The organism is Frankia sp. RB5 (assembly GCF_059816245.1).
On sequence record NZ_JCBATA010000003.1, the window covers coordinates 65,194 to 91,439 of the forward strand.

The 26,246-nt window shown below is 72.2% G+C and carries 21 protein-coding genes; 9 read left to right on the forward strand and 12 right to left on the reverse strand.

The features are described from left to right. Positions 1 to 203: 203 nt before the first annotated feature. Entirely contained in the window at positions 204 to 1,745 is a 1,542-nt protein-coding gene (locus tag AC6EXY_RS02330; RefSeq protein WP_101830636.1) for a hypothetical protein, read from the forward strand. Between the two features lie 126 nt (positions 1,746 to 1,871). On the opposite strand, the gene AC6EXY_RS02335 is transcribed toward AC6EXY_RS02330, so the two are convergent. Further along, a complete protein-coding gene (locus tag AC6EXY_RS02335) occupies positions 1,872 to 2,435 on the reverse strand; it encodes a hypothetical protein (protein ID WP_101830635.1) in 564 nt (187 codons plus the stop codon). A gap of 544 nt (positions 2,436 to 2,979) precedes the next feature. On the opposite strand from AC6EXY_RS02335, the gene AC6EXY_RS02340 reads away from it, so the two are divergent. Further along, positions 2,980 to 3,237, forward strand: a complete 258-nt coding sequence (locus AC6EXY_RS02340) for a hypothetical protein (protein ID WP_101830634.1) — start codon at positions 2,980 to 2,982, stop codon at positions 3,235 to 3,237. Positions 3,238 to 3,357: 120 nt separating this feature from the next. Then, positions 3,358 to 4,203 (forward strand): HAD-IIA family hydrolase, encoded by an 846-nt coding sequence (locus AC6EXY_RS02345; protein ID WP_101830657.1) that lies wholly within the window; start codon positions 3,358 to 3,360, stop codon positions 4,201 to 4,203. 67 nt (positions 4,204 to 4,270) lie between these two features. On the opposite strand, the gene AC6EXY_RS02350 is transcribed toward AC6EXY_RS02345, so the two are convergent. From AC6EXY_RS02350 to AC6EXY_RS02360, 3 genes are all read right to left on the reverse strand, one after another. Next, positions 4,271 to 5,197, reverse strand: coding sequence for a MerR family transcriptional regulator (locus AC6EXY_RS02350; RefSeq protein WP_499817065.1), 927 nt, complete (start codon positions 5,195 to 5,197; stop codon positions 4,271 to 4,273). 73 nt (positions 5,198 to 5,270) lie between these two features. Next, positions 5,271 to 5,630, reverse strand: coding sequence for a type II toxin-antitoxin system PemK/MazF family toxin (locus AC6EXY_RS02355; protein ID WP_101830633.1), 360 nt, complete (start codon positions 5,628 to 5,630; stop codon positions 5,271 to 5,273). Beyond that, positions 5,627 to 5,896, reverse strand: coding sequence for a hypothetical protein (locus AC6EXY_RS02360; RefSeq protein ID WP_243407258.1), 270 nt, complete (start codon positions 5,894 to 5,896; stop codon positions 5,627 to 5,629). Before AC6EXY_RS02360 ends, AC6EXY_RS02355 begins: the two co-directional genes overlap by 4 nt. A 486-nt stretch (positions 5,897 to 6,382) precedes the next feature. On the opposite strand from AC6EXY_RS02360, the gene AC6EXY_RS02365 reads away from it, so the two are divergent. Next, positions 6,383 to 6,691 carry a hypothetical protein gene (locus tag AC6EXY_RS02365; RefSeq protein ID WP_101830631.1) on the forward strand — a complete coding sequence of 103 codons (309 nt, stop codon included), beginning with the start codon at positions 6,383 to 6,385 and terminating at the stop codon, positions 6,689 to 6,691. 121 nt (positions 6,692 to 6,812) lie between these two features. Here the strand turns inward: AC6EXY_RS02365 and msrA are convergent, their stop codons facing one another. The 3 genes from msrA to AC6EXY_RS02380 form a co-directional block, all read right to left on the reverse strand. Beyond that, entirely contained in the window at positions 6,813 to 7,478 is a 666-nt protein-coding gene (msrA, locus tag AC6EXY_RS02370) for a peptide-methionine (S)-S-oxide reductase MsrA (protein ID WP_101830630.1), read from the reverse strand. 189 nt (positions 7,479 to 7,667) lie between these two features. Then, positions 7,668 to 8,960, reverse strand: coding sequence for an RNA 5'-3' helicase PhoH2 (gene phoH2, locus AC6EXY_RS02375; RefSeq protein ID WP_499817050.1), 1,293 nt, complete (start codon positions 8,958 to 8,960; stop codon positions 7,668 to 7,670). A 1,574-nt stretch (positions 8,961 to 10,534) separates the two neighbouring features. Beyond that, positions 10,535 to 12,361 carry a phosphoenolpyruvate carboxykinase (GTP) gene (locus AC6EXY_RS02380; protein WP_101830628.1) on the reverse strand — a complete coding sequence of 609 codons (1,827 nt, stop codon included), beginning with the start codon at positions 12,359 to 12,361 and terminating at the stop codon, positions 10,535 to 10,537. A 365-nt stretch (positions 12,362 to 12,726) separates the two neighbouring features. On the opposite strand from AC6EXY_RS02380, the gene trhA reads away from it, so the two are divergent. Next, a complete protein-coding gene (trhA, locus tag AC6EXY_RS02385; RefSeq protein WP_101830627.1) occupies positions 12,727 to 13,341 on the forward strand; it encodes a PAQR family membrane homeostasis protein TrhA in 615 nt (204 codons plus the stop codon). A gap of 52 nt (positions 13,342 to 13,393) precedes the next feature. Here the strand turns inward: trhA and abmR are convergent, their stop codons facing one another. Both abmR and AC6EXY_RS02395 read right to left on the reverse strand, forming a co-directional pair. Then, positions 13,394 to 14,002 (reverse strand): ATP-binding transcription factor AbmR, encoded by a 609-nt coding sequence (abmR, locus tag AC6EXY_RS02390; protein WP_101830626.1) that lies wholly within the window; start codon positions 14,000 to 14,002, stop codon positions 13,394 to 13,396. A gap of 95 nt (positions 14,003 to 14,097) precedes the next feature. Continuing rightward, complete coding sequence (locus AC6EXY_RS02395; RefSeq protein WP_101830625.1) at positions 14,098 to 16,128, reverse strand: thioredoxin domain-containing protein; 2,031 nt, start codon at positions 16,126 to 16,128, stop codon at positions 14,098 to 14,100. A 368-nt stretch (positions 16,129 to 16,496) separates the two neighbouring features. Between AC6EXY_RS02395 and AC6EXY_RS02400 the strand changes: the two genes are divergently transcribed. Next, positions 16,497 to 19,571, forward strand: a complete 3,075-nt coding sequence (locus tag AC6EXY_RS02400) for a leucine--tRNA ligase (protein WP_499817049.1) — start codon at positions 16,497 to 16,499, stop codon at positions 19,569 to 19,571. Between the two features lie 65 nt (positions 19,572 to 19,636). Here the strand turns inward: AC6EXY_RS02400 and AC6EXY_RS02405 are convergent, their stop codons facing one another. Together AC6EXY_RS02405 and mca are read right to left on the reverse strand one after the other, a co-directional pair. Beyond that, positions 19,637 to 20,017, reverse strand: coding sequence for a hypothetical protein (locus AC6EXY_RS02405; RefSeq protein WP_499817048.1), 381 nt, complete (start codon positions 20,015 to 20,017; stop codon positions 19,637 to 19,639). 72 nt (positions 20,018 to 20,089) lie between these two features. Further along, positions 20,090 to 20,992 (reverse strand): mycothiol conjugate amidase Mca, encoded by a 903-nt coding sequence (mca, locus tag AC6EXY_RS02410; RefSeq protein WP_101830623.1) that lies wholly within the window; start codon positions 20,990 to 20,992, stop codon positions 20,090 to 20,092. A 437-nt stretch (positions 20,993 to 21,429) separates the two neighbouring features. On the opposite strand from mca, the gene greA reads away from it, so the two are divergent. The 3 genes from greA to AC6EXY_RS02425 all read left to right on the forward strand — a co-directional run bounded on the left by greA (position 21,430) and on the right by AC6EXY_RS02425 (position 25,614). Next, the gene (gene greA / locus AC6EXY_RS02415; RefSeq protein ID WP_499817047.1) at positions 21,430 to 21,912 is read left to right on the forward strand and encodes a transcription elongation factor GreA; all 483 of its coding nucleotides are present in this window, start codon (positions 21,430 to 21,432) and stop codon (positions 21,910 to 21,912) included. A 168-nt stretch (positions 21,913 to 22,080) separates the two neighbouring features. After that, on the forward strand, positions 22,081 to 23,535 hold the full coding sequence (locus AC6EXY_RS02420) for a magnesium chelatase ATPase subunit I (protein WP_243407256.1): 1,455 nt from the start codon (positions 22,081 to 22,083) through the stop codon (positions 23,533 to 23,535). Positions 23,536 to 23,619: 84 nt separating this feature from the next. Continuing rightward, on the forward strand, positions 23,620 to 25,614 hold the full coding sequence (locus tag AC6EXY_RS02425; protein ID WP_101830622.1) for a vWA domain-containing protein: 1,995 nt from the start codon (positions 23,620 to 23,622) through the stop codon (positions 25,612 to 25,614). 1 nt (position 25,615) lies between these two features. On the opposite strand, the gene AC6EXY_RS02430 is transcribed toward AC6EXY_RS02425, so the two are convergent. Then, positions 25,616 to 26,194 carry a helix-turn-helix transcriptional regulator gene (locus tag AC6EXY_RS02430; protein WP_101830621.1) on the reverse strand — a complete coding sequence of 193 codons (579 nt, stop codon included), beginning with the start codon at positions 26,192 to 26,194 and terminating at the stop codon, positions 25,616 to 25,618. Positions 26,195 to 26,246: the final 52 nt, after the last annotated feature.

Sequence of the window (26,246 nt, forward strand, 5' to 3'; positions counted from 1 at the left end):
CACCGCCTCTCCGCGCCACGCGAACCCCACCGGACCACCGCCGTCACCGAACCGTCAACCCCGCCGGGCCGGCCGGCCGGCGCGGACGCGCCATACCGGTGCGGGGGAACGAATCGTCAAAGAGCAGGATGTGTATCGGAATGCGGGTGGTGGGGAACGGCCGCGCGGGTGGCGAGCTCCCGTATTGCAGGAGGGGAACGCGGGTGTCGAGGGGACTGCGGCGGGCTCTCGGTGCGGCCCTGGCCGCCGCCACACTGACGGTCGGGCTCGGGGCGTGCGGCTCGGGCTCGAAGACGGCCGACCCGCCGCCCGAGGTGGTGCTGAACCGCGGGCAGGACGCGTCCGTGCCGTTCCGGACCGGCGCCGACGGCGAGGTCCTGCTCGACGTCACCACCGCGGCCCCTGGCGTCTCCTGGGGTTCACCGGGCAGCGAGTCGGCGGTGGTGTCACTGTTCGTCGACAACGCCTACGCCACCGACGTGGTCATCCCCGCCTCGTTCCCGATCAGGCGGAGCCTGGCGCTGGGGCACCTGGCCGCCGGCGCCCACACCCTGCGCGCGGCCTTCGCGGCCGACCGCTCGCCCCGAGGCGCCGCGTCGGCCCGCCTGACCAACCTCACCTTCCGCGCGGTGACGCCGCAGGACACCGGTTACCAGGCGCTCGCGCACGCGCCGGTCCTCTACGGCCGGACCGCGGCCGCGGCGACCGCCGGCACCGGCACCGCGTCCGGCTCGACCGGCACCTCCAGCACCGCCGGCACCTCCAGCACCGCCGGCACGTCCGGCACTGCGGGGGTGGCCGCGGACCCGCTGGCGGGCGGGCCGTTCCAGAACGCCGTCACCGACACCCCGCTGCTCGCCTTCCACTCCGAGGCACCGACCGCCGTCGCCGGGCACCGGCTGCTGACCTACTCGACGGTGTGGAGCAACGAGGACGGTGGCACGTCCACGCCGGAGCTCATGGCGGTGTGGGGCCGCACCACCGACATCGAGTGGACCTACCAGGTGGAGATCGACGCGGCAGGCAACGCGGTCCCCGGCAGCCCCGTGCTCCAGGGCCCCGACCACACCACCGTGCCGTTCACCGGCCGCTACGAGGGAACGCACGCGATCATCGGCACCTGCTCGATGAACAACGGCGTCTGCCCGAACCCGGACGGCCAGATGCGCTTCGCCCTGTCGGCGGCCACGAACCTCGACCCGAACGCCGTCGCCCGTGAGCGCGCGATGGACGAGAACCCCTGGACCTACTGGGTGATGTCGCAGGAGATCGCCCGCGAGGGCAAGGTCGACAACGACAAGACGCTGAACTCGGCGACGAGGATCAGCGACCCGCGCAACTACGTCTATCTGATCATCCGCAAGAGCACGGTCGGCCCGCCGAACACCGACACCAGCTGGGTCGGCGTGTCGATCGGCGTGCGGCTGTCCGGCAGCGCCGAGACGTACCGCTCGGCCAAGATCTACCCGGCCTGGGCGATCGAGCGGGACCAGCCGGCGGCGACCGCCGTCGAGCTGCCGGCCGGCACCGTCGCCGAGGACATCTCGGCGATCGAGGCCACCCGGGTCGTGGGCGCGGGCCGCGACCGGGGTGCCCGCATCCAGGTCGAGTCGATCGAGCGGGCGTTCCTGCTCGGCCCGAACGGCCAGCCGCAACAGTCGTTCCTGTTCACCCCCGCGAAGGCCACCCTCACCCCGGCCGCGCCGACCGCCGTCCTCTTCCGCCGTCCCACCGGCGGCTCCTGACCGCCGCGCCCGGATGGCCCGCCAGCGGTGACGGGCCGGCGGGTGACGGGCCGGCGGGTGACGGGCCGGCGGGGTCGGCGGCTGCGCGGCGGCCCCCGGACGGGGCACCGCGGACGGTGCCGTCGGCTAACTCGCCGGGACGATCTGGGCGGGGGCGCCGATCTGGGCGGCGAGGGTCGTCCACTGGCCGTCGGCGGTGTTGAGTGCCTCGGTGGTCCGCGCCAGCAGGACCGGCGGCGGCAGCTGGGTGCCGTCGAAGAGGTTGCCGCAGGCGGTGACGGCCTGGGAGTAGGCGGTGGCGCCGGCGGTCCAGGTCCGGCTGGCGGTGGCGGTCGGCGGCTGGCCGAGACCGGCGATGCCCTCGACGATCTGGCCGAGCTGGACGCAGGCGGGCCGCAGCGCGGTCCCGTCGGAGGCCTGGATGTCGGCGCGGACGGCGTTGACGGCCGTCACGATCTGGGTGCGCAGTTCCGCCGTGCCGGCGTACCACGCGCCGAGCTGGGCGCCGGTGTCGACGGTCGGTGGCGCGGGCGCGCCGGCCGCTTCGGCCTGGGCGCCGCCACCGCCGACGACGAGATACACGGCGGTGACCGCGCCGGCCCCGACGATGGCCAGGACGGCGAGGCCGCGGCGGCGCTCCTGGAGGGAGAGTTCCTCCCAGGTCCGGTAGTCGTTACGACGCCGTCGCACGGATCCCCCACATGGTGAGAAGTAACCGACAGAAAAGACGTCCAGGTCAACCCCGACGTTGCCCCGGACTGGCCGGCGACCATCGCGTCCACGCACCGTCATCTCCGCGTCATCCGGCGTCCGCACGCCCGTGACCAGCGGCGCCCTCGTTGCCACCGGGCAGTACCCGCCCCCGCACGGGTACTCCGCTCCCCCTTCGGGCCATCCCCGACGGAACGTCGCTCACCCTTGACGGTTCGCCCCGTGCGGGTTTCCCACGCTTTCCGACCGCGCGGGCACGCCGGGTTCCGCCACGTATGCCTGGTGAGAGTGACCGGGCAGCGGCCAATGCAGATGCACGTTCCACCGCGGGACGAAAAGGATCAGCCGCGAATAATGCCGTTTCGTGGACACCTGCCGAAAAACGCGCAGGATATCGAGGAGAAGCCGTCCGTGGCACGCGGTGGGATGGGGATCAAACGGCGATCATTCCGGCGAGAGCCGGTCCGCGCCGAATTATGTGCCGTGGTCACGGGGGTCATCACCGAGAACACTGGGGGCTGGAATGGTAAACACGGCACCGGTCTGGTGGGAATCCCCCGCCCTGCCGGAGGAGACGGGAAGCGCCACCGCCGACGCCTGGGCGGTGGTGGTGCTCGGCGGCTCGGGCGACCGGGTCCGCGGCGTGGTGGGGCCCTTTCGGGCCCCCGAGCACGCCCACCGGTACGCACGCGATGAACGGCTGCGGATGTGGCTCGTGGTCCCCGCGCTGTGCCTGACACTGCCCGTGGGCCAGCAGGCCGCCGGCATCGCGGTGCTGTGAGATCGGCCGCGCCCGCGGAGCCCACCGTCGCGCTCCCGGGGCCGGCGGCACCGTGAGACACCGCTCGCAGCGGCCACCCCGCCCGTCCGGGCCGCGCCCGGGCGGGCAGAATCAGTGGCCATGTCGGAACGGATGATCGAGAACTATCTCATCGACATGGACGGCGTCCTCGTCCACGAGGAACACCCCATTGCCGGGGCGGACGCGTTCATCGCCGGCATCATCGCGGCGGGCCTCGGATTCCTGGTACTCACGAACAACTCGATCTACACGGCTCGTGATCTGTCCGCGCGGCTGTCCCGCTCGGGACTGTCCATTCCGCCCGAGCGGATCTGGACCTCCGCGCTCGCGACCGCGCTGTTCCTGCACACCCAGCGGCCCGGCGGCTCGGCGTATGTCGTCGGCGAGGCCGGCCTCACCACCGCCCTGCACGACATCGGCTATGTGCTCAGTGACCGATCACCGGACTATGTCGTGCTCGGCGAGACCCGGACCTACAGCTTCGAGGCCATCACCCGCGCCGTGCGGCTGGTCCGCGACGGGGCCCGGTTCATCGCGACGAACCCGGATCCGACCGGCCCGTCCATGGAGGGCCTGTTGCCCGCGACCGGCGCCGTCGCGGCGATGATCACGAAGGCGACCGGTATCACCCCCTACTTCGTCGGCAAGCCGAACCCGCTGATGATGCGCAGCGCGCTCAACACGCTGGCCGCGCACTCGGAGACCACAGTGGTGATCGGCGACCGGATGGACACCGACGTCGTCGCGGGCCTGGAGGCCGGCATGGACACCGTCCTCGTCCTGTCCGGCATCACCGGCCGCGACGACGTCGAGCGCTTCCCCTACCGCCCGACCGCTGTCGTCGACAGCATCGCCAAGATCCCCGTCGGCCGCGACGTCCACACCATCGACGGCGCCCTCACTCCTGTCACCCCCGCCCGCGACATACGGGACGATCTCAGGTAGGCCCGCCGCACGTGGGCGGACACGCGCTTCGCGGGTGGGCACCGGGCGCGGGAGATGACAGCCGGGGTCAGGCGTGGGCGCGCAGGGCGCGGGCGTACCACTCCCAGGCGTCGATGACGTCGGCGGGCGCCTGGTCGGGCGCCCAGCCGTTGATGATGCCGACAAGCGTCCAGTACCGGCCGACCCGCCGGTCCGTGAACGCGTCGATGCGCTCGGCCGCGCGGAGGCGCTCCTCCACCCGGGTGCGGTCGTCCGGCTGGGTGCCGTCCGCGGGCCGCGCCGGGCCCAGGGCCTCGAGACGCTCGACGATGTCCAGGGCCTGCGGTGAGGCGGGGTCGACGCCGGTCCGGGCGGCCGGGCCGGCGAGCCGGCCGATGGCCTTGCCGACCTCGAACTGGGCCACGTCCGGCTCCGGTCCCTCGGCCCGGGCCCGCTCGGCCATCCGGCGGCTGCTGGCGACGAAGTCGGGGTCGCGCAGCAGCCCGGCGATCTCCACCCAGGCCGCGACCTGCTCCGGGGTCGGATCGTCGGGCATCTCGGGCGTGGCCATCGAAAGCCTTTCGCCGACCGGGCCGGGATCGTCGCCGAAGACGGCGTCCAGGTACCCGTCGACGATCCGCCGCCGTTCCTCGGCGGTCATGGTGGTCAGCTCGCTCATCCGTCCCAGCTCCTCCGGGTCGGTGGATCCGATGAACGCGCGCAGCACCGCGCGCCGCAGACGCAGCACGCGGATCTGGGCGTCGAGGGCACGGACATGCTCGGCGGCCACGTCGTCCAACGACGTCTCGGCCACCAGCACCCGCCTGATGTCGTCCAGACCCACGCCGAGCTCGCGCAGGGTACGCACCAGGCGCGCCCGGGCCACCCCGTCGGGCCCGAACATCCGGTACCCCGACGCCGTGCGCCCGTGCACCGGAAGCACCCCGGCGTCGGCGTAGAACCGCAGCGTCCGCACCGACAGCCCGGTGCTCGCCGCGAGCTGGCCGATCATCATGGTCTCCACCGTGAACCCTCCACCGACTGGAGAGTCAAGACTTCGGTGTCGGCCTGCGTGGCGTCGACTCTGATCAGCAGAAGGCGACCATCTCGCGCAACCAGGTGCGCAGTGCGGCCACCTCGCTGTCAGCGGCGACGCCAAGCGGTGTCGACCGGACGAACCGCTCGGTCGACACCGCCGTGATCTCCTCGGTACGGGCGAAACTGGGCCTGGTCAGGCCGCTGGCCGGGGAGTCGATACGCACCTGATGCTCAAGCCCTCGATCCCGCGAGGTCAGCGGGACGACAAGAGCCATCTCGATGGGAAACCGGCTGTGCGGGGCCGAGCTGACCACGATGGCGGGGCGGATCCCGCCCTGCTCGTGGCCCACCGGTTGGCCGAAGTCCACCAGCCATACCTGCCAGGGCGTGAGCCTCGGCGATCTGCTCACCTGTTGTACTCCGGATACTCCTCCGCGGCGCTGGGCAGGCGCTCACCCGCGACGCTGTCCGTGAGACGGGCCTCGGCCTGGTAGCTGGCCCACTCCTCGGGGTCCGCGCGCAGGGCCTCGTAACGCCGAAGGATCCGCTGGATCTTGTACTCACGGACGAGGCGCCGCACGACCTCGCCCAGCGCAGCGCCCTCGAAGTCCCGCACGGCGATCTCCGCCAGCTCGTCGCGAAGAGCGGAGTCGAGCTGCATCGAGGTTGTCGCCATAGGGATCATTATGGGCGCCACTATAGATCGCGCAAGTATGGGCCGTAGCTGACAGGACCGTGATCCACCCGTGGCAGCTAGCCGCCAGGCCTTCCGCGACGGGGTCCGGTCAGGAGGCGGCTGATCTCGATCTCGGCGTCGTTCTGTCGCGGTCAGCCACCCCCAGGGCCACAGGCCACGCCCCGCCCACGAACTACCTTCGGGTTGTTCCCCGGCGATCCCGGCGCCGGTACCAGCTTCCCGGGGTACGTTCAGTGGAGGTCGAGGCATGCCCCGTCCACGACATCCGATCAAGGAACTTGAGTGTCTCCTTCGAGAGGCGGAGAGACAAGGTTGGATTGTCGAGAAGGGCAGAAAATATTTCAAGATCTACTGCCCTTGCGGAGCCCACAAGCACACGGTGCACCTGACCCCGTCGAGTTCGGGCTATGAGAGGAACCTCCGCGGGCACCTGAGACGGCAGACCTGCCGGGAGGAGGACGTGCCGTGAAGTACCGGATTCTGGTCGAGCTACAGGTCGTCGGGCCGCTGGATCGACTCGACGAGGTGTCCGACCTGCTGGCCGACGCTCTCTACGATCTTCATGGCGCGGACGACACCGACCTCGGTACCAACCTCACCACCGGTTGTCTACACGTGACGATGATCGTCGAGGCGAGTGACCTGGAGGAGGCGGTCGCACGAAGCCTCGCCGCCACCCGCTCAGCGGTTCACGCGGTCGGCGGCGCGACGCCCGGCTGGGATCGGTCGATCCGTGAGGTCGGAACGCAGGCCCGCGAACTCGCCGACGTCTGAACCGACCGCCTGCGCGATCCGCCCACCCGTTGTGCTCCGGGTACTCGTCAACCGCGCTCGGCAGGCGCTCGCCAGCGATGCTGTCCGTGAGTCGCGCCCCGTCTGATAGATCGATGGCGGGTCAGGAGTCGGCGGTGGCGATGCCGACGGGGCAGGACAGGCCGGTGCCGCCGAGGCCGCAGTAACCGTGCGGGTTCTTGGCGTCCGACAGGTACTGCTGGTGGTACTCCTCGGCGAGGTAGAACGGGCCGGCGGGGGCGATCTCGGTGGTGATGTCGCCGAAGCCGGCGCCGGCCAGCACGCCCGCGAACGCGTCCCGGCTCGTGGCGGCGGCCGCCGCCTGCGCGTCGGACGTGGTGTAGATCGCCGAGCGGTACTGGGTGCCGACGTCGTTGCCCTGGCGCATGCCCTGGGTCGGGTCGTGGCCCTCCCAGAACGCCTTCAGCAGCGTCTCGTAGCTGACCTTCGCCGGGTCGAACACGACCAGGACGGCCTCGGTGTGCCCGGTCAGCCCGGAGCACACCTCCTCGTAGGTCGGGTTCTCGGTGAACCCGCCCGCGTAGCCGACCGCCGTCGTGTACACGCCCGGGATCCGCCAGAACGCCCGCTCGGCGCCCCAGAAACAGCCCAGGCCGAACACGGCCGTCTCCAGCCCGTCGGGAAACGGCCCGACGAACGAGGTGCCGAGGACCGTGTGCCGGGAATCGCCCGCGAACACGGGGCGATCCCGGCCGGGCAGAGCCTGCTCGGGCGTGACCAGCGTGGACTTCTGACGGCCGAAGAACATCTGATGCCACCTCCGGTGGAGTGTCTGTCCTGACAACCAACCAGAGCGCCCGGACGTTCCCCGCCGTCCACCGGCGCGCCGACGGGGCCCCGCCCCCACCAGGGCCGGGGCCCGCTGGGGCCCCGAAACCGCCCCGTCCCCGAACGCGAACGCGAGCGCGAGCCGTCCAGCCCGCGCCCGCGACCCGTCTCAGAGGACGAGGTCCTCCAGCATCGTCGTGACCAGCGCGGCGATCGGCGAGCGCTCCGAGCGGGTCAGCGTGACGTGCGCGAACAGCGGATGCCCCTTGAGCGTCTCGATGACCGAGGCGACACCGTCGTGCCGGCCGACCCGCAGGTTGTCACGCTGCGCGACATCGTGGGTGAGCACCACCCGGGAGCCCTGCCCCAGCCGGGACAGCACCGTGAGCAGCACCCCGCGTTCCAGCGACTGCGCCTCGTCGACGATCACGAACGCGTCGTGCAGCGAACGGCCGCGGATGTGCGTCAGCGGCAGGACCTCCAGCATCCCGCGATCGACGACCTCCTCGATGACCTCCGGGGAGACCAGCGCGCCGAGTGTGTCGAACACGGCCTGCGCCCAGGGCGCCATCTTCTCGTTCTCGCTGCCCGGCAGGTAGCCGAGATCCTGCCCGCCCACGGCGTAGAGCGGGCGGAAGACGACCACCTTGCGGTGCGCGCGGCGCTCCATCACCGCCTCGAGACCCGCGCACAGGGCGAGCGCGGACTTGCCCGTCCCGGCGCGGCCGCCGAGCGAGACGATCCCGATGTCCGGGTCGAGCAGCAGGTCGAGGGCCACCCGCTGCTCGGCGGACCGCCCGTGCAGGCCGAAGGCGTCCCGGTCGCCGCGGACGAGACGGACCTGCTTGTCGGCGGTGACCCGAGCCAGGGCCGACGCGCTGCCGCCCGCCGCCGTGAGCACCAGCCCAGTGTGGCAGGGCAGGTCGGCCGCCTCGATGATCTCGGTGTACTCCTGCGCGTACAGCCGGTCGAGGTCCTCCTGGGCGACGGCGAGCTCCCCCATGCCGGAGAAGCCGGTGTCCACCGGGGACAGCGCCTGGTACTCCTCGGCGGGCAGGCCCAGGACCGAGGCCTTGACCCGCAGTGGCAGGTCCTTGGTGACCAGCACGACATCGGCGCCCTCGGCGGCCAGGTTCATCGCGACACACAGGATGCGCGAGTCGTTCGTGTCCACCCGGAACCCCGGTGGAAGCACTGCCGCATCGGTGTGATTAAGTTCCACCCGAAGCGTTCCCCCACCCGCCAGCGGGATCGGCTGGTCGAGGCGACCATGCCGGATGCGCAGGTCGTCCAGGAGGCGCAGGGCTTCCCGGGCGAACCAGCCGAGTTCCGGATGGTTCCTCTTGCCCTCCAGCTCCCCTATGACGACGAGGGGGAGCACGACATTGTGCTCCGCGAACCGCAGCAGCGCGCCAGGATCAGAAAGCAGCACGCTTGTGTCGACGACATGCGTTCGTGGCACACGCCCACCCGCTTACTCGGAGGTAGTCCGGGACCGACCCCTCCAGGAGCCGGGCACCGGCCTCCTGGTGTAGTCGCGCTTGCGGCACCGAGGGGCCTCCCGAGAGGTCCGGCACCACGCCGGACCACGGCTTGAGACGCTAGGGCTCTCACGGTAGCCGTCACGTGCGGCGATGGCGACCCACTTCTGGCAACACGTTGTGTTAAGAACCGGAAACGTTTTGCCTACTCACGCACCTGCCGTGGCCTCTCCGTGACATCGCGCCGGTCCTGCGACGGTCCGCGACACCCTCCCCGCGCCCCGCACCCCGAACCGCCGAGCACCTGACTCCCGGGTTCGGGTGTCGGGTGTCGGGTGTCGGGTGTCGGGGCAGACGTCCCATGGATGGGAAGCGCGCGCGGGGGACAGCGGGGCCGTGTCGCGAACTGCGCGCGCCATGTCCGATTCGTCCCCATGTTCGCGGCACGGGCCGCTGCGACGTTGCCATCACGCTGCCACTACCCGCCGCACCGACGACCGTGAAGATCAGAACCCGAGACGCGATCCGGTCCGGGGCGGAGGTCCGAGCCCGAGCTGCGGGGGCCCCAGCCAGGCCCTGGTGTACCGACTCCCGCGAGCCGTCCAGCGGCACCCGCGCCTGGACTCTCGCTGCCGATGGCACCATCGGGCGCGACGGCGGTCGGCGAGGAGATCGAGCCAAGCCAAGCCGGGCAGGGCAGGGCTGAGCCGGGCTGAGCCATCCTTGGAGGCAGATACCGTCCGCCTGCGGAGTGCTCTGCCCACCGGACGGCGTGGCTCGGCCTGGCAGGGGACGGCGGCCTGGTGGTTTCCGCACGGTCTGCCGGGCGGGCCGGGTACCGGCCGGGAAGGCAACGCGGCTGGTTTCCGGGATGCTGCGGTGCGGTCCGGGTGTCCGGACGCGAGCCGTCCCAACGGATCCGTCGACCCAGGGGCGGCACCTGCCGCCCTGTGGTCGGAACCGACCGCCGCCGGCGGCGGTACACGGTAGAACCTGATCCTGGATTCGGTGTCGGGGATGGGTCGGGTACCCATGTTCGGGGGCACCCGGTGACGCGGGCCGGAAACATGCCGTACGGCCCACCGCTACGGGAAACATGGCCGACACTCGCAGGGCGGGATGGATCGGCTCGCCCGCACCCGGGCGAGCCGCGATTTCCGCTGGCCAGATGGCACCAGCACACCGGATTCCAAGCTCCGAGGCGCCGCCCGTGGCCCCGGTCCGAAAATTCGCGGATCCGAGGCAGATATTCCCGAAAAACACCGGCGTCATGCGCCCGAGCCGTCATGAACACGCACACGAGCCGGTGAGTTCCGTACTCCGCGGAAAGCAACCCCGCGTCGGAACGACGACCGCCGCCGACCCCGCCACGCGCGCCGGGAATACCGGCCGCACCCGCGCCGACAGCTACTGACCGTCACCGGGAATGGGGGGCTCCGGGATGGTGACCATGACGAACGGCCCGTGCCGGGGCGGTGGGAACCGTCCCGGCACGGGCCGTCAGGTCAGGGCATGCCGTGGTGGGTGCGGCGCCGGTCGGCCGCCGCGGCGCTGGTCAGGCCTGGTCGAGGCGGCTGACCAGAGCCTCGTGCTCGGCCCACAGAGCGGCCGGGAGCCGGTCGCCGAAGGTCTGGTAGTGCTCGGGGATGAGCTCGGCCTCCTGCTTCCAGAGCTCGGTGTCGACGGTGAGCAGGGTGTCGAGGTCGGCATCAGCGATGTCGAGGCCGTCGGTGGGCAGCGCGTCCCTGGTCGGCAGCACGCCCAGCGGGGTCTCCACACCGTCGGCCTCCCCCTCCAGGCGGCCGACGATCCAGGCGAGAACCCGGCTGTTGTCGCCGAATCCGGGCCAGAGGAACTTGCCCTCGGGGCTCTTGCGGAACCAGTTCACGTAGTAGATGCCCGGCAGCTTCGCCGGGTCCGCCTTCTGGCCGACCTCGAGCCAGTGGGCGAAGTAGTCGGCCATGTTGTAGCCGCAGAAGGGCAGCATGGCGAACGGGTCACGGCGCAGCTTGCCGATGGCGCCGGCCTGGGCGGCCGTCGTCTCGGAGGCGACGATGGAGCCGAAGAAGACCCCGCGCCGCCAGTCGGGCGCCTCGGTGACCAGCGGCACCGCGGTGGCCCGGCGGCCGCCGAACAGGATCGCCGAGATCGGCACGCCCTTCGGGTCCTCCCACTCGGAGGCGATGGTCGGGCACTGGCCGGCGGGGACGGTGAACCGCGCGTTGGGGTGCGCGGCGGGCGTGGTGGACTCGGGCGTCCAGTCCTGGCCCTTCCAGTCGGTGAGGTGGGCCGGCGGCTCCTTGCTCAGGCCCTCCCACCACACGTCGCCGTCGTCGGTGCGGGCGACGTTGGTGAAGACGGTGTTGCCCCACAGTGTCGTGATCGCGTTCGGGTTGGTCTGCTCGCCGGTGCCGGGCGCGACGCCGAAGAAGCCGGCCTCGGGGTTGACGGCGTAGAGCCGGCCGTCCTCACCGAACCGCATCCAGGCGATGTCGTCACCGACAGTCTCCGCCTTCCACCCGGGAAGGGTGGGGATGAGCATGGCCAGATTGGTCTTCCCACAGGCCGAGGGAAATGCCGCGGCGATGTAGTGGACCTTGCCCTTGGGCGACGTCAGCTTGAGGATGAGCATGTGCTCCGCCAGCCAGCCCTCATCCCGGGCCATGACCGACGCGATGCGCAGGGCGTAGCATTTCTTGCCAAGCAGTGCGTTACCGCCGTAACCTGATCCGAAGGACCAGATCTCACGCGTCTCCGGAAAGTGCGTGATGTATTTCGTGGTGTTGCACGGCCACGGGACATCGGCCACGCCCGGCTCCAGCGGCGCGCCCAGTGAATGAACCGCGGGAACAAAGAAGCCGTCCTCGCCGAGCTGTTCCAGGGCGGGCGTTCCCATACGGGTCATCGTGCGCATGGAAATAACGACGTACGGCGAGTCGGTAATTTCGACGCCAAGGGCGGAGATATGCGACCCGAGGGGACCCATGCAGAAGGGCACGACATACATCGTGCGACCACGCATACAGCCCTCGAAGAGGCCCTTGAGCTTGGTCCTCATCTCCGCCGGGTCCATCCAGTTGTTCGTCGGACCGGCGTCGGCGGCGTTCTCGGAGCAGATGTAGGTCCGATCCTCGACCCGGGCCACGTCATTGGGGTCGGAAGCGGCGTAGAAGCTGTTCGGGCGCTTGTCGTCGTTCAGCCGAACGAGCGTCCCCTTCTCGATCAGAAGGCTGGTCAGCCGATCGAACTCGGCCGCCGACCCATCGCACCACTCAACCCGTTCCGGCTGGGTGAGTTCGGCGATCTCACGCACCCAGGCGACCAGCCTGGCGTGCTTCGTGGGGGCCGCTTCCAGCCCCGGAATCTGTGCCGCGGTCGTCACAGCTCACACCTCCGGTCGAGTCGAAACCTGACGCGTTCTCGCCCTGTATGGGTGTGCCCACTTCAAGCACTTGAACGTACTTGTTCACGCTCCGACAAAACCCGCGGTACAGGGTCAGTTCGAGGCCGCGTTCAGGATCATTAGACTGTACCGCGCGTTCCGCCCGCAGTCGCGCGATAGCGAGCGGGCACAAGCGTCGGATCCATCACGCACCGGTACAGACGGACCGGCGCTGGGTGACTCCGTCTCGTGGGCGTCACAAGCTCCGGGTTATCGTCCTCCACGTGGCTTCCCTCACGCAGCAGCCTGCCGGGGCTCCGCAGGCGGACGGCCCCGCCCACCCACGTGACCTGGTGCGACCACGCATGCGGGGATGGCTACATGCCGGGGCATTCCCCGTAAGCCTTGCGCTCGGCCTCCTCGCAGTCGCCCTGGCCACCACGCTCCGTGCCCGACTCGGTATCGCGGTTTACGCGCTGAGTATTGCCGCGCTGTTCGGAACCAGCGCGCTCTACCACCGAACGATGTGGTCGACGTCACGTACCCGGGCGCGGATGAAACGCCTCGACCATTCAATGATCTTTGTATTCATCGCCGGGACGTATACCCCATTTGCCCTCATCGCGATGCCCACGTCGACGGCACGTGTGGTGCTGGCGGTCGTCTGGGGTGGTGCGGCACTCGGGGTGACGATCCGGATGCTCTGGCTCCACTCGCCGCGCTACCTGATCGTCCCGCTCTACATCGCGCTCGGCTGGGTCGCCGTCTTCGTCATCCCGCAGCTGGCCCACCACGCCGGCATAGCCTCGACGGTGCTGCTGCTGGTCGGCGGCGTCTGTTACAGCCTCGGCGCCCTCGTCTACGCCACCCGCCGGCCGAACCCCGCCCCGACGGTCTTCGGGTACCACGAGGTCTTCCACGCCTTCACCCTGGTGGCTGCGCTGTGTCACTACCTGGCGCTGATGTTCGCGATCTACTGATACCGACGATCCGCGCGGCCCGGTGCCGCCCACGTCCACGCGGGCGGCACCGTCACAGGCCGGGCCCCTCCGAACGGATCTTCTCGACCTGCTCCATCGCCTCCCGCAGCTGGCGCAGCCAGGTGTCGGCGTTGTCGCCGACGAGCCGAACACACCAGGCCAGCGCCTCGCTGCGGCTGCGCGCCACGCCCGAATCGACCAGGACGTCCAGGACCTGCCGCTCGGGCTGGCGCAGCCGGGTCATCACCGGCACGGACAACACGGTGAACAGCTCGCTGCGCTGCCCCGCCGCCGCCCCCCAGGCGATCCTGCGACCGTAACGCCGCTCCGCGTCGGCGGCGATGGCGATGCGCTCGTCCCGAGTGCGCTCCCGAAACAGCCTGATCCGGGCGGCGTCGTCGACGGGATCGCCGGCGACGCGATCGTCCCCGGGCGCATCGACGCCGACGGAATCGACGCCGACGGAATCGGCGCCGGCCGCGTCGCCGTCGACCAGCTCACCGATGACCGTGATCTCATCCCGGTCGACGATGACCTCCGGCGGGCCGGTGTACCACCCGGCCGGGATGCGGGCGCCGAACCAGTCGGCCGCGTCCCCCGCGGGCGACGGCTCCGCACGGTCGCCCGACCTGCCGAAACCACGCCCCCGCGGACCGGCCATCACCCGACTCCTCCCGCCCGTGCGCGCGGACGTGCCCGGCACACCCCGCCGACGATTACACGCTTACCCGGTCACGAGTGAAAGTCCTCCCGCCCTCAGGTGGCCACCTTCACGCCGAGCGAGCGCCGAACGTCCTCCGCGGTGTGCACGGGACGCTCGCAGACGAAGTCGCGACAGACGTACACCCCGGGGGACCCGCGCCCGGCGACCAGCGGGCCACCCGTGACGACGACCGCCCCCGGTGCGGTCGCGAGCCGGGCGATCCGCTCCAGCTGCGGGCTGTCCACCACGGCGACCTCCGCCGGCCCGGCGATCAGCGCCTCGGCGACGGCCCCGGCCCAGCCGGCGAACCGGGCGTCCCGGGACAGCAACGGCGCGAAGCGGGCCACCGTCCGCTCGGCGGCGCGCCGGTGCTCGGCCGACCCGGTCAGCGCGGCGTGGGTGAGCAGGGCGCCGGCCACGGCCGCCTGCCCCGACGGTGTCGCCGAGTCCGAGTCGTCCCGCGGGCGGCGCAGCAGCGCCTCGGCGTCGTCCGCGGTGTCGAAGTAGCCGCCGTCCGGCGCGCCGAAATGCGCCTGGACGACGCCGAGCAGGTCGCCCGCGATCGCCAGCCACTGCGGGTCGCCGGTGACCTGGTGCAGGGTGAGCAGGCCCTCGGCGACGTCGCCGTAGTCCTCCAGCACGCCGGCGTTGGTGCCCACCCGGCCGTCCCGGCTGGTGCGCCGCAGCCGGCCGTCGACCAGGTGGACGTCGCGCAGCAGCGTCGCCGCGCCCGTGGCCGCGCGAATCCAGTCCGGCTCGTCGAGCAGCGCCCCGGCCTCGGCGAGCGCGGCGATGGCCAGGCCGTTCCAGGCGGCGACGACCTTGTCGTCCCGGGCGGGCTGCGGGCGGGTGGCCCGCGCCGCGGCGAGCCGGGTTCGCACGGCGGCGAAGCGCGCCTGGTCCGGCGGGTCGGCCAGCAGCCGCAGGACCGACGTCCCGTGCTCGAAGGTGCCCTCGGCGGTGACACCGAGGACGTCGGCCGCCCAGGCGCCGTCATCCTCGCCGAGGGCGGCACGCAGCCCCGCCGGCGTCCAGGCGTAGCTCGCGCCCTCCTCGGGTCGCGAGTGCGTCCCGGTGGCGCCGGCCGGCACGGCGTCGGCGTCCAGTGCGGAGGCGAACCCGCCCTGCTCGGTGCGCAGGTCGGTGAGCAGGAACGTCGCCGTCTCGCGCACCACCCGGCGGGCGAGCGCCGAGCCGGTCGCGCGCCACAGATGCAGGTAGACCCGCAGCAACTGGGCGTTGTCGTACAACATCTTCTCGAAGTGCGGCACGGTCCAGGTGGCGTCGACGCTGTAGCGGGCGAATCCGCCGGCGAGCTGGTCGTACATGCCGCCGCGGGCCATCCGCTCGCAGGTCAGGGTGACCATGTCGAGGCTGTGTCCGTCGCCGGTGCGCGCGGCGTGGCGCAGCAGCATCTCGGCGACCATGGACGGCGGGAACTTCGGCGCCCCGCCGAAGCCGCCGTGGCGGGTGTCGAAGCGGGCCGACAGCCCCGCGACCGCCGTGTCCAGCAGGCCAGGGGTCAGTTCGTCGGCGACGCCGGAGGCCGGGTTCGAGGCGAGGCCGGCGACCGGGCCGCGCTCGGCGGCCTCGGCGAGCCGGCGGGCGATGTCCGCCCCCGACTCCTCGATCTCCTGGCGCCGCGTCCGCCAGGCGTCGACGACGGCCTCCATGACCTGACGGAACGAGCCCATGCCCGGGCGCGGCGTCGGCGGGAAGTAGGTGCCGGCGAAGAACGGCTCGGCGCCGGGGGTCAGGAAGACGGTCATCGGCCAGCCGCCGTGGCCGGTCAACGCCACCGTGACGTCCATGTAGACCGAGTCGACGTCGGGGCGTTCCTCCCGGTCGACCTTGATGTTGACGAAGTGGTCGTTCATGTACGCGGCGGTCATCGCGTCCTCGAACGACTCGTGCGCCATCACATGGCACCAGTGGCAGGACGCGTACCCGACGGAGAGCAGCACGGGCACCCCGCGGCGCTCCGCCTCGGCGAACGCCTCCGGGCTCCACGGCCACCAGTCGACCGGGTTGTCCGCATGCTGGAGCAGGTAAGGAGACGTCTGCTCCGCCAGCTTGTTCGGCACCGGGCGACTCCTCGCGATCCACTGTGTACCCCCGGGCCGGTCCCGGCGCCGGGGGCTGTCCCACGCCTGCACGGCATGGGTTCCCTTGATATGCAACCAAAGCGCCGGGCCCCCACCCGATTCCCGCCACCCCGGCGCGCCGCCCGTCACCCGCGAACGGCCGCGCCGCGCGACGCGCGCACGTTCTCGCGGGGGTCGGTCGCCGCGCACGGTGACCCGGTGCGACGCGGACGGTCGACGTCCGTTCCCACCGGATAGGCTCGATGGACCGAACCGTCCGCGCCGTCCGCTCGCCTCGACCGCCGCCCTCCAGGTCGCCGTCCCCGCCGAGAGCATGGCGGGAGGGTCGACGTACCAACGATTCTGGGATGGCACGAGCGATGAGTGAGACGGCCCCGACCAGCGCGTCCGGCGACGAACCCGGCTTCCGGTACAACGCGCGGCTCGCCGCCGACATCGAGAGTCGCTGGCAGCGGCGCTGGGCGGACGAGGGCACGTTCAACTCCCCGAACCCGGCGGGGCCGCTCGCCGACGGCTTCGACAAGGTCGCCGGGCGCGCGCCGTTCTACATCATGGACATGTTCCCCTACCCCAGCGGCACCGGGCTGCACGTGGGGCATCCGCTGGGGTACATCGGCACCGACGTGCTCGCCCGCTACCTGCGGATGTCCGGGCGCCACGTGCTGCACCCGTTCGGCTATGACGCCTTCGGCCTGCCCGCCGAGCAGTACGCCATCAACACCGGCCAGCACCCGCGGGTGACCACCGAGGCGAACATCGCCAACATGCGCCGGCAGCTGGGCCGGCTCGGGCTCGGCCACGACACCCGCCGTGAGATCGCGACCACCGACGTCGCGTACTACCGGTGGACACAGTGGATCTTCCAGCAGATCTTCAACGCCTGGTACGACCCGGCGGCCGGCCGCGCCCGGCCGATCGGCGAGCTCGTCGCCGAGTTCGAGGCCGGCAACCGCTCCCCCGTCGCCGGCTCCGCCGCCGGCACCACCGCCGTGTCCGTCGACGCGGTGCGGGCCGCGAACCCGGACGGCCTGCCCTGGGCCGAGCTCGACCGGGTCGCGCGGCGGCGGGTCGTCGACGCGCACCGCCTTGCCTACATCTCCGAGCAGCTGGTCAACTGGTGCCCCGGCCTCGGCACGGTGCTCGCGAACGAGGAGGTCACCGCCGAGGGCCGCAGCGACATCGGGAACTACCCGGTGTTCCGCCGGCCGCTGCGGCAGTGGGTGCTGCGGATCACCGCCTACGCGGAGCGGCTGGTCGACGACCTCGACCTGGTCGACTGGCCGGACTCGATCAAGCAGATGCAGCGCAACTGGATCAGCCCGAGCGACGGCGCAAGCGTCGAGTTCGCCGTCGAGTCCCCCGGCGCGGGTCGCGGCGCCCCCGGCGGCATCGAGGTGTACACCACCCGGCCGGACACCCTCGCCGGCGCGACGTTCCTGGTGCTCGCGCCCGAGCATCCCCAGGTCGACGCGCTGGTCGCCGACGCCTGGCCGGCGGACACCCCGGCGGGCTGGCGGTTCCCGGCCGGCCGCGCCGGCGGCGCCGAGGCCGAGGCCGCCACCGAGGCGGAGGTCACGGCGGCGGCGGCCGATCCGGCCTGGACTCCGCGGGCCGCCATCGAGGCGTACCGCGCGTTCGCCGGCCGGCGCAGCGACCGGCAGCGCGGTGAGGAGGTGGACCGCACCGGCGTGTTCACCGGCGCCTACGCGCGCAACCCGGTCAGCGGCGAGGCCGTTCCGATCTTCCTCGCCGACTACGTGCTGGTCGGCTACGGCACCGGGGCGATCATGGCCGTGCCCGCGCACGACAGCCGGGACTTCGGCTTCGCCCGCGCCTTCGGCCTGCCGACGCCGCCGGTACTGGCCCCGGACGCGACCTGGTGCGCCGAGCACGGCGTCGACCCGGACGCGCCGGTGTCGGCCTGGCCCGACGCGTACGCCGGGTCCGGCAGCTACCTGCCCGTCCCGACCGTCGGCGCGCCCTCGCTGGTCGGCCTGGACAAGACCGAGGCGATCAAGGCGACCACGCACTGGCTGGAGGACGCCGGCATCGGCCGGGCGGCGCGTTCCTACCGGCTGCGGGACTGGCTGTTCTCCCGCCAGCGGTACTGGGGCGAGCCGTTCCCGATCGTCTTCGACGACGACGGGCTGCCGCATGCCGTCCCCGACGAGCTGCTCCCGGTCGAGCTGCCCGAGATGACCGACTTCCGGCCGACCGCGATGGCCGAGGACGACGAGAGCGACCCGGTGCCCCCGCTGGCCCGGGTGACCGACTGGGCGCACGTCACCCTCGACCTCGGCGACGGCCCGAAGCGCTACCGGCGCGAGACGAACACCATGCCGCAGTGGGCCGGTTCCTGCTGGTACCACCTGCGCTACCTGGACCCGACGAACGCCGACCGGTTCGTCGACGAGACCGTCGAGCGGTACTGGATGTCCCGCCCCGGCTCGACGGTCGGCGACGGCGGCGTCGACCTGTACGTCGGCGGTGTCGAGCATGCCGTGCTGCACCTGCTCTACGCTCGGTTCTGGCAGAAGGTCCTCTACGACCTGGGCCACGTCTCCACCCGCGAGCCGTTCAAGCGGCTGTTCAACCAGGGCTACATCCAGGCCGACGCGTTCACCGACGCCCGCGGGATGTACGTCCCGGCGGCCGAGGTGGTCCCGACCGGCGACGGCGGGTTCACCTTCGAGGGCGAGCCCGTCGACCGGCGCTCCGGCAAGATGGGCAAGAGCCTGAAGAACAGCGTCAGCCCGGACGAGATGTACGACCGGTTCGGCGCGGACACGCTGCGCGTCTACGAGATGTCGATGGGCCCGCTGGACGCGGACCGCCCGTGGCACACCGACGACATCGTCGGCTCGCACCGCTTCCTGCAGCGGCTGTGGCGGGCGGTCGTCGACGAGACCACCGGCGCCGCGGCCGTCAGCGCCGACGAGCTGGACGCCGAGGCCGCCCGGATCCTGCACCAGACGATCCTCGCGGTGTCGGCGGAGTACGCGGCGATGCGGTTCAACACCGCGGTCGCCCGGCTCATCGAGCTGACGAACTTCGTCTCGAAGCGCTACGGCCGCGCGGCCACCCCGCGGGCGCTGGCCGAGCCGCTGGTGCTGATGGCCGCGCCGCTGGCCCCGCACATCGCCGAGGAACTGTGGTCCCGGCTCGGGCACGACGGCGACCTGGTCAGCCACGCGACGTTCCCGGTCGGCGACGCAGGCCTGGCCGCCGAGGCAGAGCGGACCATTCCGGTCCAGGTCAACGGGAAGGTGCGCTTCACCCTGCGGGTGCCCGACGGTGCCGCGGAGGCGACGGTCCGGGAACTGCTCACCGCGCATCCCGAGTACGCCCGGCACACCGAGGGGCGGACGATCAAGAAGGTCATCATCGTCCCCGGTCGCATCGTCAACATCGCCCTCGGCTAGCGGACGCGCCCCGGCCCGCGGGCGGATCCGCCCGCGGGCCGGGCCGGTCAGGGCTCCGGCGGCGGTCAGCGCTCCGACGGAGGGCCAGGCTGGGCGGGCAGCTCCACCTTCGCGCCCCCGCCGTCCGAGGCCGCTGCGGCGCCCTCGACGACCTCGCCCTCGACCACCGGGGCCTTGCCACCCAGGACGGCCGAGCGGCGGCGCAGCGCCTGGCGCGGGTCGACCGGCTCGTGCAGACGCTCGGAATCCACCCCGAGGAACTGCCCGCTGGCCACGTTCGCCCGCATCCGGCGCAGGCTCTTCGACAGGAAGACGAACAGCACGGCCGACGCGGCGAGCAGCCCGACGACGATCAGCAGCCCCAGGCCGCCGGCACTGTGCTCCTCGGCGGCCAGCAGCTCCTGGGCTGCCAGCACGCCGCCGGTGGCGCTCTGGTTCACGGTCACGCCCTCGACACTACGCCCCGCGAACCGCCCGACCACCGGCCCGCGAACCGCCGCCCAGTACCGCGATTCGGTTCACACCCCGTTGAACAGGTCGTTCTCCGGCAACATCCCGACCTCGAGCAGGGACCTGGCCAGTTGGTAGTCCTCCGTCGGCCACGCCTCACGCTGCACCTCGAGCGGTACCCGGAACCACCATCCGGTCGGGTCCACCTGGGTGGCATGGGCGATCAGCGCCCGGTCCCGGGTCTCGAACCAGTCGCCGCACGGCACGCGGGTGGTGAGCCGGCCGGCGTCCTCCGCCCGGTCGACCCACTCCGCGAGGCGCTCGGCGTAGGGCGACTCCAGGCCGTGGGCCAGCATCGCCTCGTGCAGCGCGAGGATGCGCTCCTTGTGGAAGGTGAGGTGGTAATAGAGCTTCAGCGGCTGCCAGGGCTCGAGGCCCTCGTCCACGCCGACCTCGAGGTAGCGCGCCGCGTCGCCGGCCGCCTCGAACGCCTCGACGCTGATCTGGTGGGTCATGATGTGGTCCGGATGCGGGTACCCGCCGGACTCGTCATAGGTCGTGATGACCTGGGGGCGGAACTGGCGGATCAGGCGGACCAGCGGGCGTGCGGCCTCGGCCAGCGGTGTGGTGGCGAAGCGCCCCGGCGGGACCGGCGGCGGCGGGTCCCCCTCGGGCAGCCCCGAGTCGACGAAGCCGAGCCACTCCTGGCGGACGCCGAGGATGCGCCGGGCGTTGTCCATCTCCTCCCGGCGGACCTCCGCGATGCGGGCGGCGACGCCGGGGGTGTCCATCGCGGGGTTGAGGATGCTGCCCTCCTCTCCACCCGTACAGGTCACGACCAGCACGTCCACGCCCTCGTTGGCGTAGCGCGCCATCGTCGCCGCGCCCTTGCTCGACTCGTCGTCGGGATGCGCGTGGATGGCCATGAGGCGCAGGCCCTGCCGCTGGTTGACCGCAGTCATGCCCACCATTGTCGCTGACGCCCGGATCGGGTCGAGGCCACCGACGCCCCGGCTGCTGCCGTCCGGGCCCGGACCGGGGCGTTCCCCGCCGCCGGCTGGCCGGATGGTGACTGTCGTGGTACTCCAGCAGTGCGGAACCCGACGGCTCCGTCCAGCGTTTGATCTGGAAAAGTCACCCAACGCCGTGGCACAATACACCGTCCGCGCATGCGGCGACGGGTGTCACGTCGCTGGCCGGTGCATCCGACATCGTGGTCGGCCCGGCCCGGGTTCCGGCGGAACGTCGCGCCACCCGGCGGTGGCGGGTGTTCCGGCGGCCGGCGGCGGGCGGGCGATCGCGCCCGGATCCGCGGAAACGCCTGGTCGCGGGCATTTCCGCGCCCCAGAACCTTTGATTTTCGTTGGTACGATGACCCTTTTGATGTTCACCGAGGAGCGTGACCCGCGTGACGCAGCAGACATGGCTCACCCAGGAGGCATACGACCGGCTCCGCTCCGAGCTCGACTACCTCACCGGCCCCTGGCGCACGGAGATCGCCAGCAAGATCGAGGCTGCCCGTGAGGAGGGCGACCTGAAGGAGAACGGTGGCTACCACGCCGCCAAGGAGGAACAGGGCAAGCAGGAGGCCCGCATCCGCCAGCTCACGGACCTGCTGCGGGACGCCCAGGTGGGCGAGGCACCCAGCGCGAGCGGCGAGGCCGGCCCCGGCGCTGTGGTCGAGGTGCGCTTCCCCGGCGAGCGCGAGACCGAGAAGTTCCTGATCGGCTCCCGCGAGGACCACAGCACGAGGATCGACGTGTTCTCGCCCGCGTCCCCGCTCGGCGGTGCCGTGACCGGGCACAAGGCCGGTGACACGGTCAGCTACACGCTGCCGAACGGCCGCTCCGCCAAGGTCGAGATCGTCTCGGTCGCGCCCTACTCCGGCTGACGCGTCCGGTCCCTCGCCGCTGCCGGCCGGCGTCCGCCGCCGGGCGGCGACGCGCGGTCCGGGGGTGGCGATGACGGGTCCGGGGTAACACGGTGGTGCCGGCTACGCCCGCAGCGGACGCGCACCGACTCGGCTGCGCCGCGCGCCACGGCGACGTACCGTCAACCCGTGGAGGATCTGCCGGCACCGCCCCGTCATTCCATCCCACCGACCCCCCCGACCTCCGTCACCCTGGGTGAGCTGCGCCGCAGCGGGCATGTACACCGCCCCGTGCGCGCGGAGCTGCGGAACAACCTCGTCGCCCTGATGCGGGGGGACGCGAAGCGCTTCCCCGGCATCGTCGGCTTCGACGAGACCGTCCTGCCGCAGGTCGAGCGGGCCATCCTGGCCGGGCACGACATCGTGTTCCTGGGCGAGCGTGGGCAGGGCAAGACCCGGTTGATCCGCACCCTGGTGAGCCTGCTCGACGAGTGGTCACCCGCCGTCGCCGGGTGCGAGATCAACGACCATCCGTACGCCCCGGTCTGCGGGCGCTGCCGGACGCTCGCGGCCGAACGCGGCGACGAGCTGCCCGTCGTCTGGCGGCACCGCTCCGAGCGTTTCGGCGAGAAGCTCGCGACCCCGGACACGAGCGTCGGCGACCTGATCGGTGACGTCGACCCGATCAAGGTCGCCGAGGGCCGCACGCTGGGCGACCCGGAGACGGTCCACTACGGCCTCGTGCCGCGGACCAACCGGGGCATCTTCAGCGTCAACGAGCTGCCCGACCTCGCCGAGCGCATCCAGGTCGCGCTGCTCAACGTCCTCGAGGAACGGGACATCCAGGTCCGGGGCTACCTGCTGCGCCTGCCACTGGACCTGCTGCTGGTGGCGTCGGCGAACCCGGAGGACTACACCAACCGGGGCCGGATCATCACCCCGCTCAAGGACCGCTTCGGCGCCGAGGTCCGCACGCACTATCCCCTCGCGCTCGTCGACGAGCTCGCGCTGATCCGCCAGGAGGCCGTGATCTCCTGGGCGGACTCACCGCTCGGCGCCCCGGCGATGGCCGACCACCTGTTGGAGATCGTCGCCCGGTTCACCCGCCTGGTGCGCGACGCGCCGCAGGTCGATCATCGCTCCGGCGTCTCGGCCCGGCTCGCGGTCGCCGCCGCCGAGACCGTGGCCGCCTCCGCCGTCCGCCGCGCGGCGCTGACCGGGGAGGAGACGCCGACCGCCCGCGTCGTCGACCTCGCCTCGATCGTCCCGGCGGTGCGCGGCAAGGTCGAGTTCGACCAGCTCGAGGAGGGCCGCGAGGACGAGGTGCTCGCCCTGCTGCTGCGCCGGGCGATCGCCGAGACCTTCCGCGCCCACCTCGCCGGCGCCGACCTGGCCGGCCTGCAGGCACGGTTCGACGCCGACGGCCCGGTCGAGACGGGTGAGCTCGTGCCCGCCGCCGAGCTGCTGCGCCGGGTCGGCCCGGTACCCGGGCTCGCGGCGATCCTGAACCGGCTCGGCGTCGACGGCGCCGAGTCACCCGGCCTCGCCGCCGCCGCGCTGGAGCTGGCGATGGAGGGCCTGCACCTCAACCGCCGGCTCGCCAAGGAGGAGCTGCCCGGCCGCACGGTCTACGGCGGCTCCTGAACCGGTGCCGGCGCCACGCCGGCGCCCTCGGCCGGCCGCGACCGGCGCCGCAGAGCACGACCCGAACGTTGGGAGGACAACCCGGTGAACTCCGGTACGTTCCGCTACGGCCCCTGGGACGGCGGGCCCGATCCGCTCGCCTCGCCGTTCACCGCGGCCGGCGCCCTCGACGAGATGTCCCGCCAGATCCTCGAGGGGCGCACTCCTCGCGAGGCCCTGGAGGCCCTGCTGCGACGGGGCATGCCCGGCCGGCGTGGGCTCGACGACCTGCGCCGCGCCATCGAGCGCCGCCGCCGGGAGGCCCGGTCCCGCGGCCGGATGGACGGCACCCTGCAGGAGGTCCGCCGTCTGCTCGACATCGCCGTCGGCCAGGAACGCGCGGCGCTGTTCCCCGACCCGTCCGACGAGGCCCGGCTGCGCGAGGACGAGCTCGACACGCTGCCCGCGGATCCCGCCCGGGCCGTGCGTTCCCTGGCCGAGTACGACTGGCGTTCCCCACAGGCCCGCGAGACCTACGAGAAGATCTCCGAGCTACTGCGCCGGGAGGTCCTCGACGCCCAGTTCAAGGGCATGAAGCAGGCGCTCGAAGGCGCCACCCCGGCCGACTTCGCCCGCATCCGCGAGATGGTCGGCGCGCTGAACTCCCTGCTGGAGGCGGACGCGCGTGGCGACGACACCGACGCCGCGTTCGCCGATTTCATGCGGGAGTACGGCGACTTCTTCCCCGAGCAGCCGCAGTCGCTGGAGGAACTGGTCGACACGCTGGCCCGCCGCTCGGCCGCCGCCGCTCGGCTGCTCGCCGGCCTCACCCCGCAGCAGCGCGCCGAGCTCGCCGACCTGATGTCCACCGCGATGGAGGACCTGGGCCTGGCCGCCGAGATGTCCCGTCTCGCCCAGGCGCTGCGGGCGTCGCGTCCCGATCTGAACTGGGGCGGGCGGATGCGCGGCCGCGGCGGGCGGATGGCCGAGGGCCTCACCGGCGACGACCCGCTGGGCCTCGGCGACGCCACCAGCGCGCTGGAGGAGCTCGCCGAGCTCGACGAGCTGGCCTCCTCCCTCAGCCAGGACTACGCCGGCGCGTCCCTGGAGGACATCGACCCGGACGCCGTCGCGCGGGCGCTGGGCCGCTCCGCCGTCGACGACCTGCGCAGTCTGCAGCAGGTCGAGCGGGAACTGGAGCGGCAGGGCTTCATCACCCGCAAGGCCGGCCGGCTGGAACTCACCCCGCGGGCGGTGCGCCGCATCGGTCAGGCGGCGCTGGCCCGGATCTTCCGCCAGGTCTCGGCCCACGGCCGCGGCGACCACGGCATGACCGACGCCGGTTCCGCCGGTGACCTGCTCGGCACGTCCCGGGCCTGGCAGTTCGGCGACACCCAGCCGCTCGACGTGGTCCGCACCGTCCGCAACGCGGTCCTGCGCGCCGGCCCGCCCGGCCCCGGCCGGCCCGTTCGCCTGCAGGTGGGCGACTTCGAGGTCGCCGAGACCGAGCGGCGCACCACGGCCGCCGTCTGTCTGCTGGTCGACCTGTCGTACTCGATGGCGCTGCGCGGGACCTGGGGAATCGCGAAGTCGACGGCCCTGGCGCTGCACACCCTCGTCAGCACGTCGTTCCCCCAGGACAAGATCCACATCATCGGTTTCTCCGACTACGCCCGCGAACTGCGCCCCGTCGAGCTCGCCGGCCTCGACTCGGAGATGGTCCAGGGCACCAATCTGCAGCACGCCCTGCTCATCGCCGGCCGCCTGCTGTCGCGCTATCCGCAGGCTGAGCCGGTCGTGATGGTGGTCACCGACGGTGAGCCCACCGCACACCTGCTGCGCGACGGCACCCCGTCGTTCTCGTGGCCGCCGATGCCGGAGACGCTGGAGCTGACCCTCGCCGAGGTCGACCGCCTGACGCGGCGCGGGGTGACCATCAACGTGTTCATGCTCGACGACGAGCCGAGGCTCGTGCAGTTCGTCGAGGAGATGGCCCGCCGCAACGGCGGGCGGGTCCTCTCGCCCGACCCGTCGGCGCTCGGCAACTACGTGATCCGCGACTACCTGCGCGCCCGCGGCCGCGGCCGGGTCGCCCGCTGAATCAGGTGGGCTCCTGCGCCGAGCCGCGCTCGCCGCGCAGGGCGGGGTCCGCGGCGAGGCGCTCCCAGAACTCGGCCACCAGCCGCTCGTAGCCGAGGCCCAGCTCCAGCGTCCGCCGCAGCGACCAGACCATCGCGTCCGCCGGCAGCGCTGCCAGCTCGCGGTACACCTCCAGCTGGGCGCGGTGCGCGGCGGCCTGCGCGCGCGCGAGCCGGGCGACGTCACCGGGCCGGCCCAGGTCGCTGAACGCCAGCTTGAGCAGCCCCGGATCCCGCAGCTCGGTGCGCCCCGCATCGCCCGCCGCGAGCCACTCTCGCAGGCTGCGCCACCCGGCCTCGGTGATCCGGAAGATCCGCCGGCGCCGCCCGCCCTCCTCCCGTTCCTCGGCCAGCAACCCGGCCTCCGCCAGCCGCGGCGGCTCCTTGTAGAGCTGCGCGTGCGGGAACGACCAGTAGTTCCCCACCGAACCCGCGACCGAGACCTTGAGGTCGTACGGGGTGGCGCTGCCGCGCCGGGCCACCTCCCCCAACACCAGGTACGAGACGGGTGTAAGCACGATCTCCTCCACAGTCTCAATCATACGGCTTGACTAGCACCGTCCTAATCAGACTATCCTGGGCCACAGCCGAACG

What these genes read in the sequence shown, in the direction of transcription:
- abmR (WP_101830626.1), bottom strand. Translation starts at nt 14,002, where the DNA reads ATGGCCGGTCCGCGGGGGCGTGGTTTCGGCAGGTCGGGCGACCGTGCG.
- trhA (WP_101830627.1), top strand. Translation starts at nt 12,727, where the DNA reads ATGCGGGGATGGCTACATGCCGGGGCATTCCCCGTAAGCCTTGCGCTC.
- AC6EXY_RS02400 (WP_499817049.1), top strand. Translation starts at nt 16,497, where the DNA reads ATGGCACGAGCGATGAGTGAGACGGCCCCGACCAGCGCGTCCGGCGAC.
- AC6EXY_RS02430 (WP_101830621.1), bottom strand. Translation starts at nt 26,194, where the DNA reads ATGATTGAGACTGTGGAGGAGATCGTGCTTACACCCGTCTCGTACCTG.
- AC6EXY_RS02340 (WP_101830634.1), top strand. Translation starts at nt 2,980, where the DNA reads ATGGTAAACACGGCACCGGTCTGGTGGGAATCCCCCGCCCTGCCGGAG.
- msrA (WP_101830630.1), bottom strand. Translation starts at nt 7,478, where the DNA reads ATGTTCTTCGGCCGTCAGAAGTCCACGCTGGTCACGCCCGAGCAGGCT.
- AC6EXY_RS02345 (WP_101830657.1), top strand. Translation starts at nt 3,358, where the DNA reads ATGTCGGAACGGATGATCGAGAACTATCTCATCGACATGGACGGCGTC.
- AC6EXY_RS02360 (WP_243407258.1), bottom strand. Translation starts at nt 5,896, where the DNA reads ATGGCGACAACCTCGATGCAGCTCGACTCCGCTCTTCGCGACGAGCTG.
- mca (WP_101830623.1), bottom strand. Translation starts at nt 20,992, where the DNA reads ATGGTGGGCATGACTGCGGTCAACCAGCGGCAGGGCCTGCGCCTCATG.
- AC6EXY_RS02350 (WP_499817065.1), bottom strand. Translation starts at nt 5,197, where the DNA reads ATGATGATCGGCCAGCTCGCGGCGAGCACCGGGCTGTCGGTGCGGACG.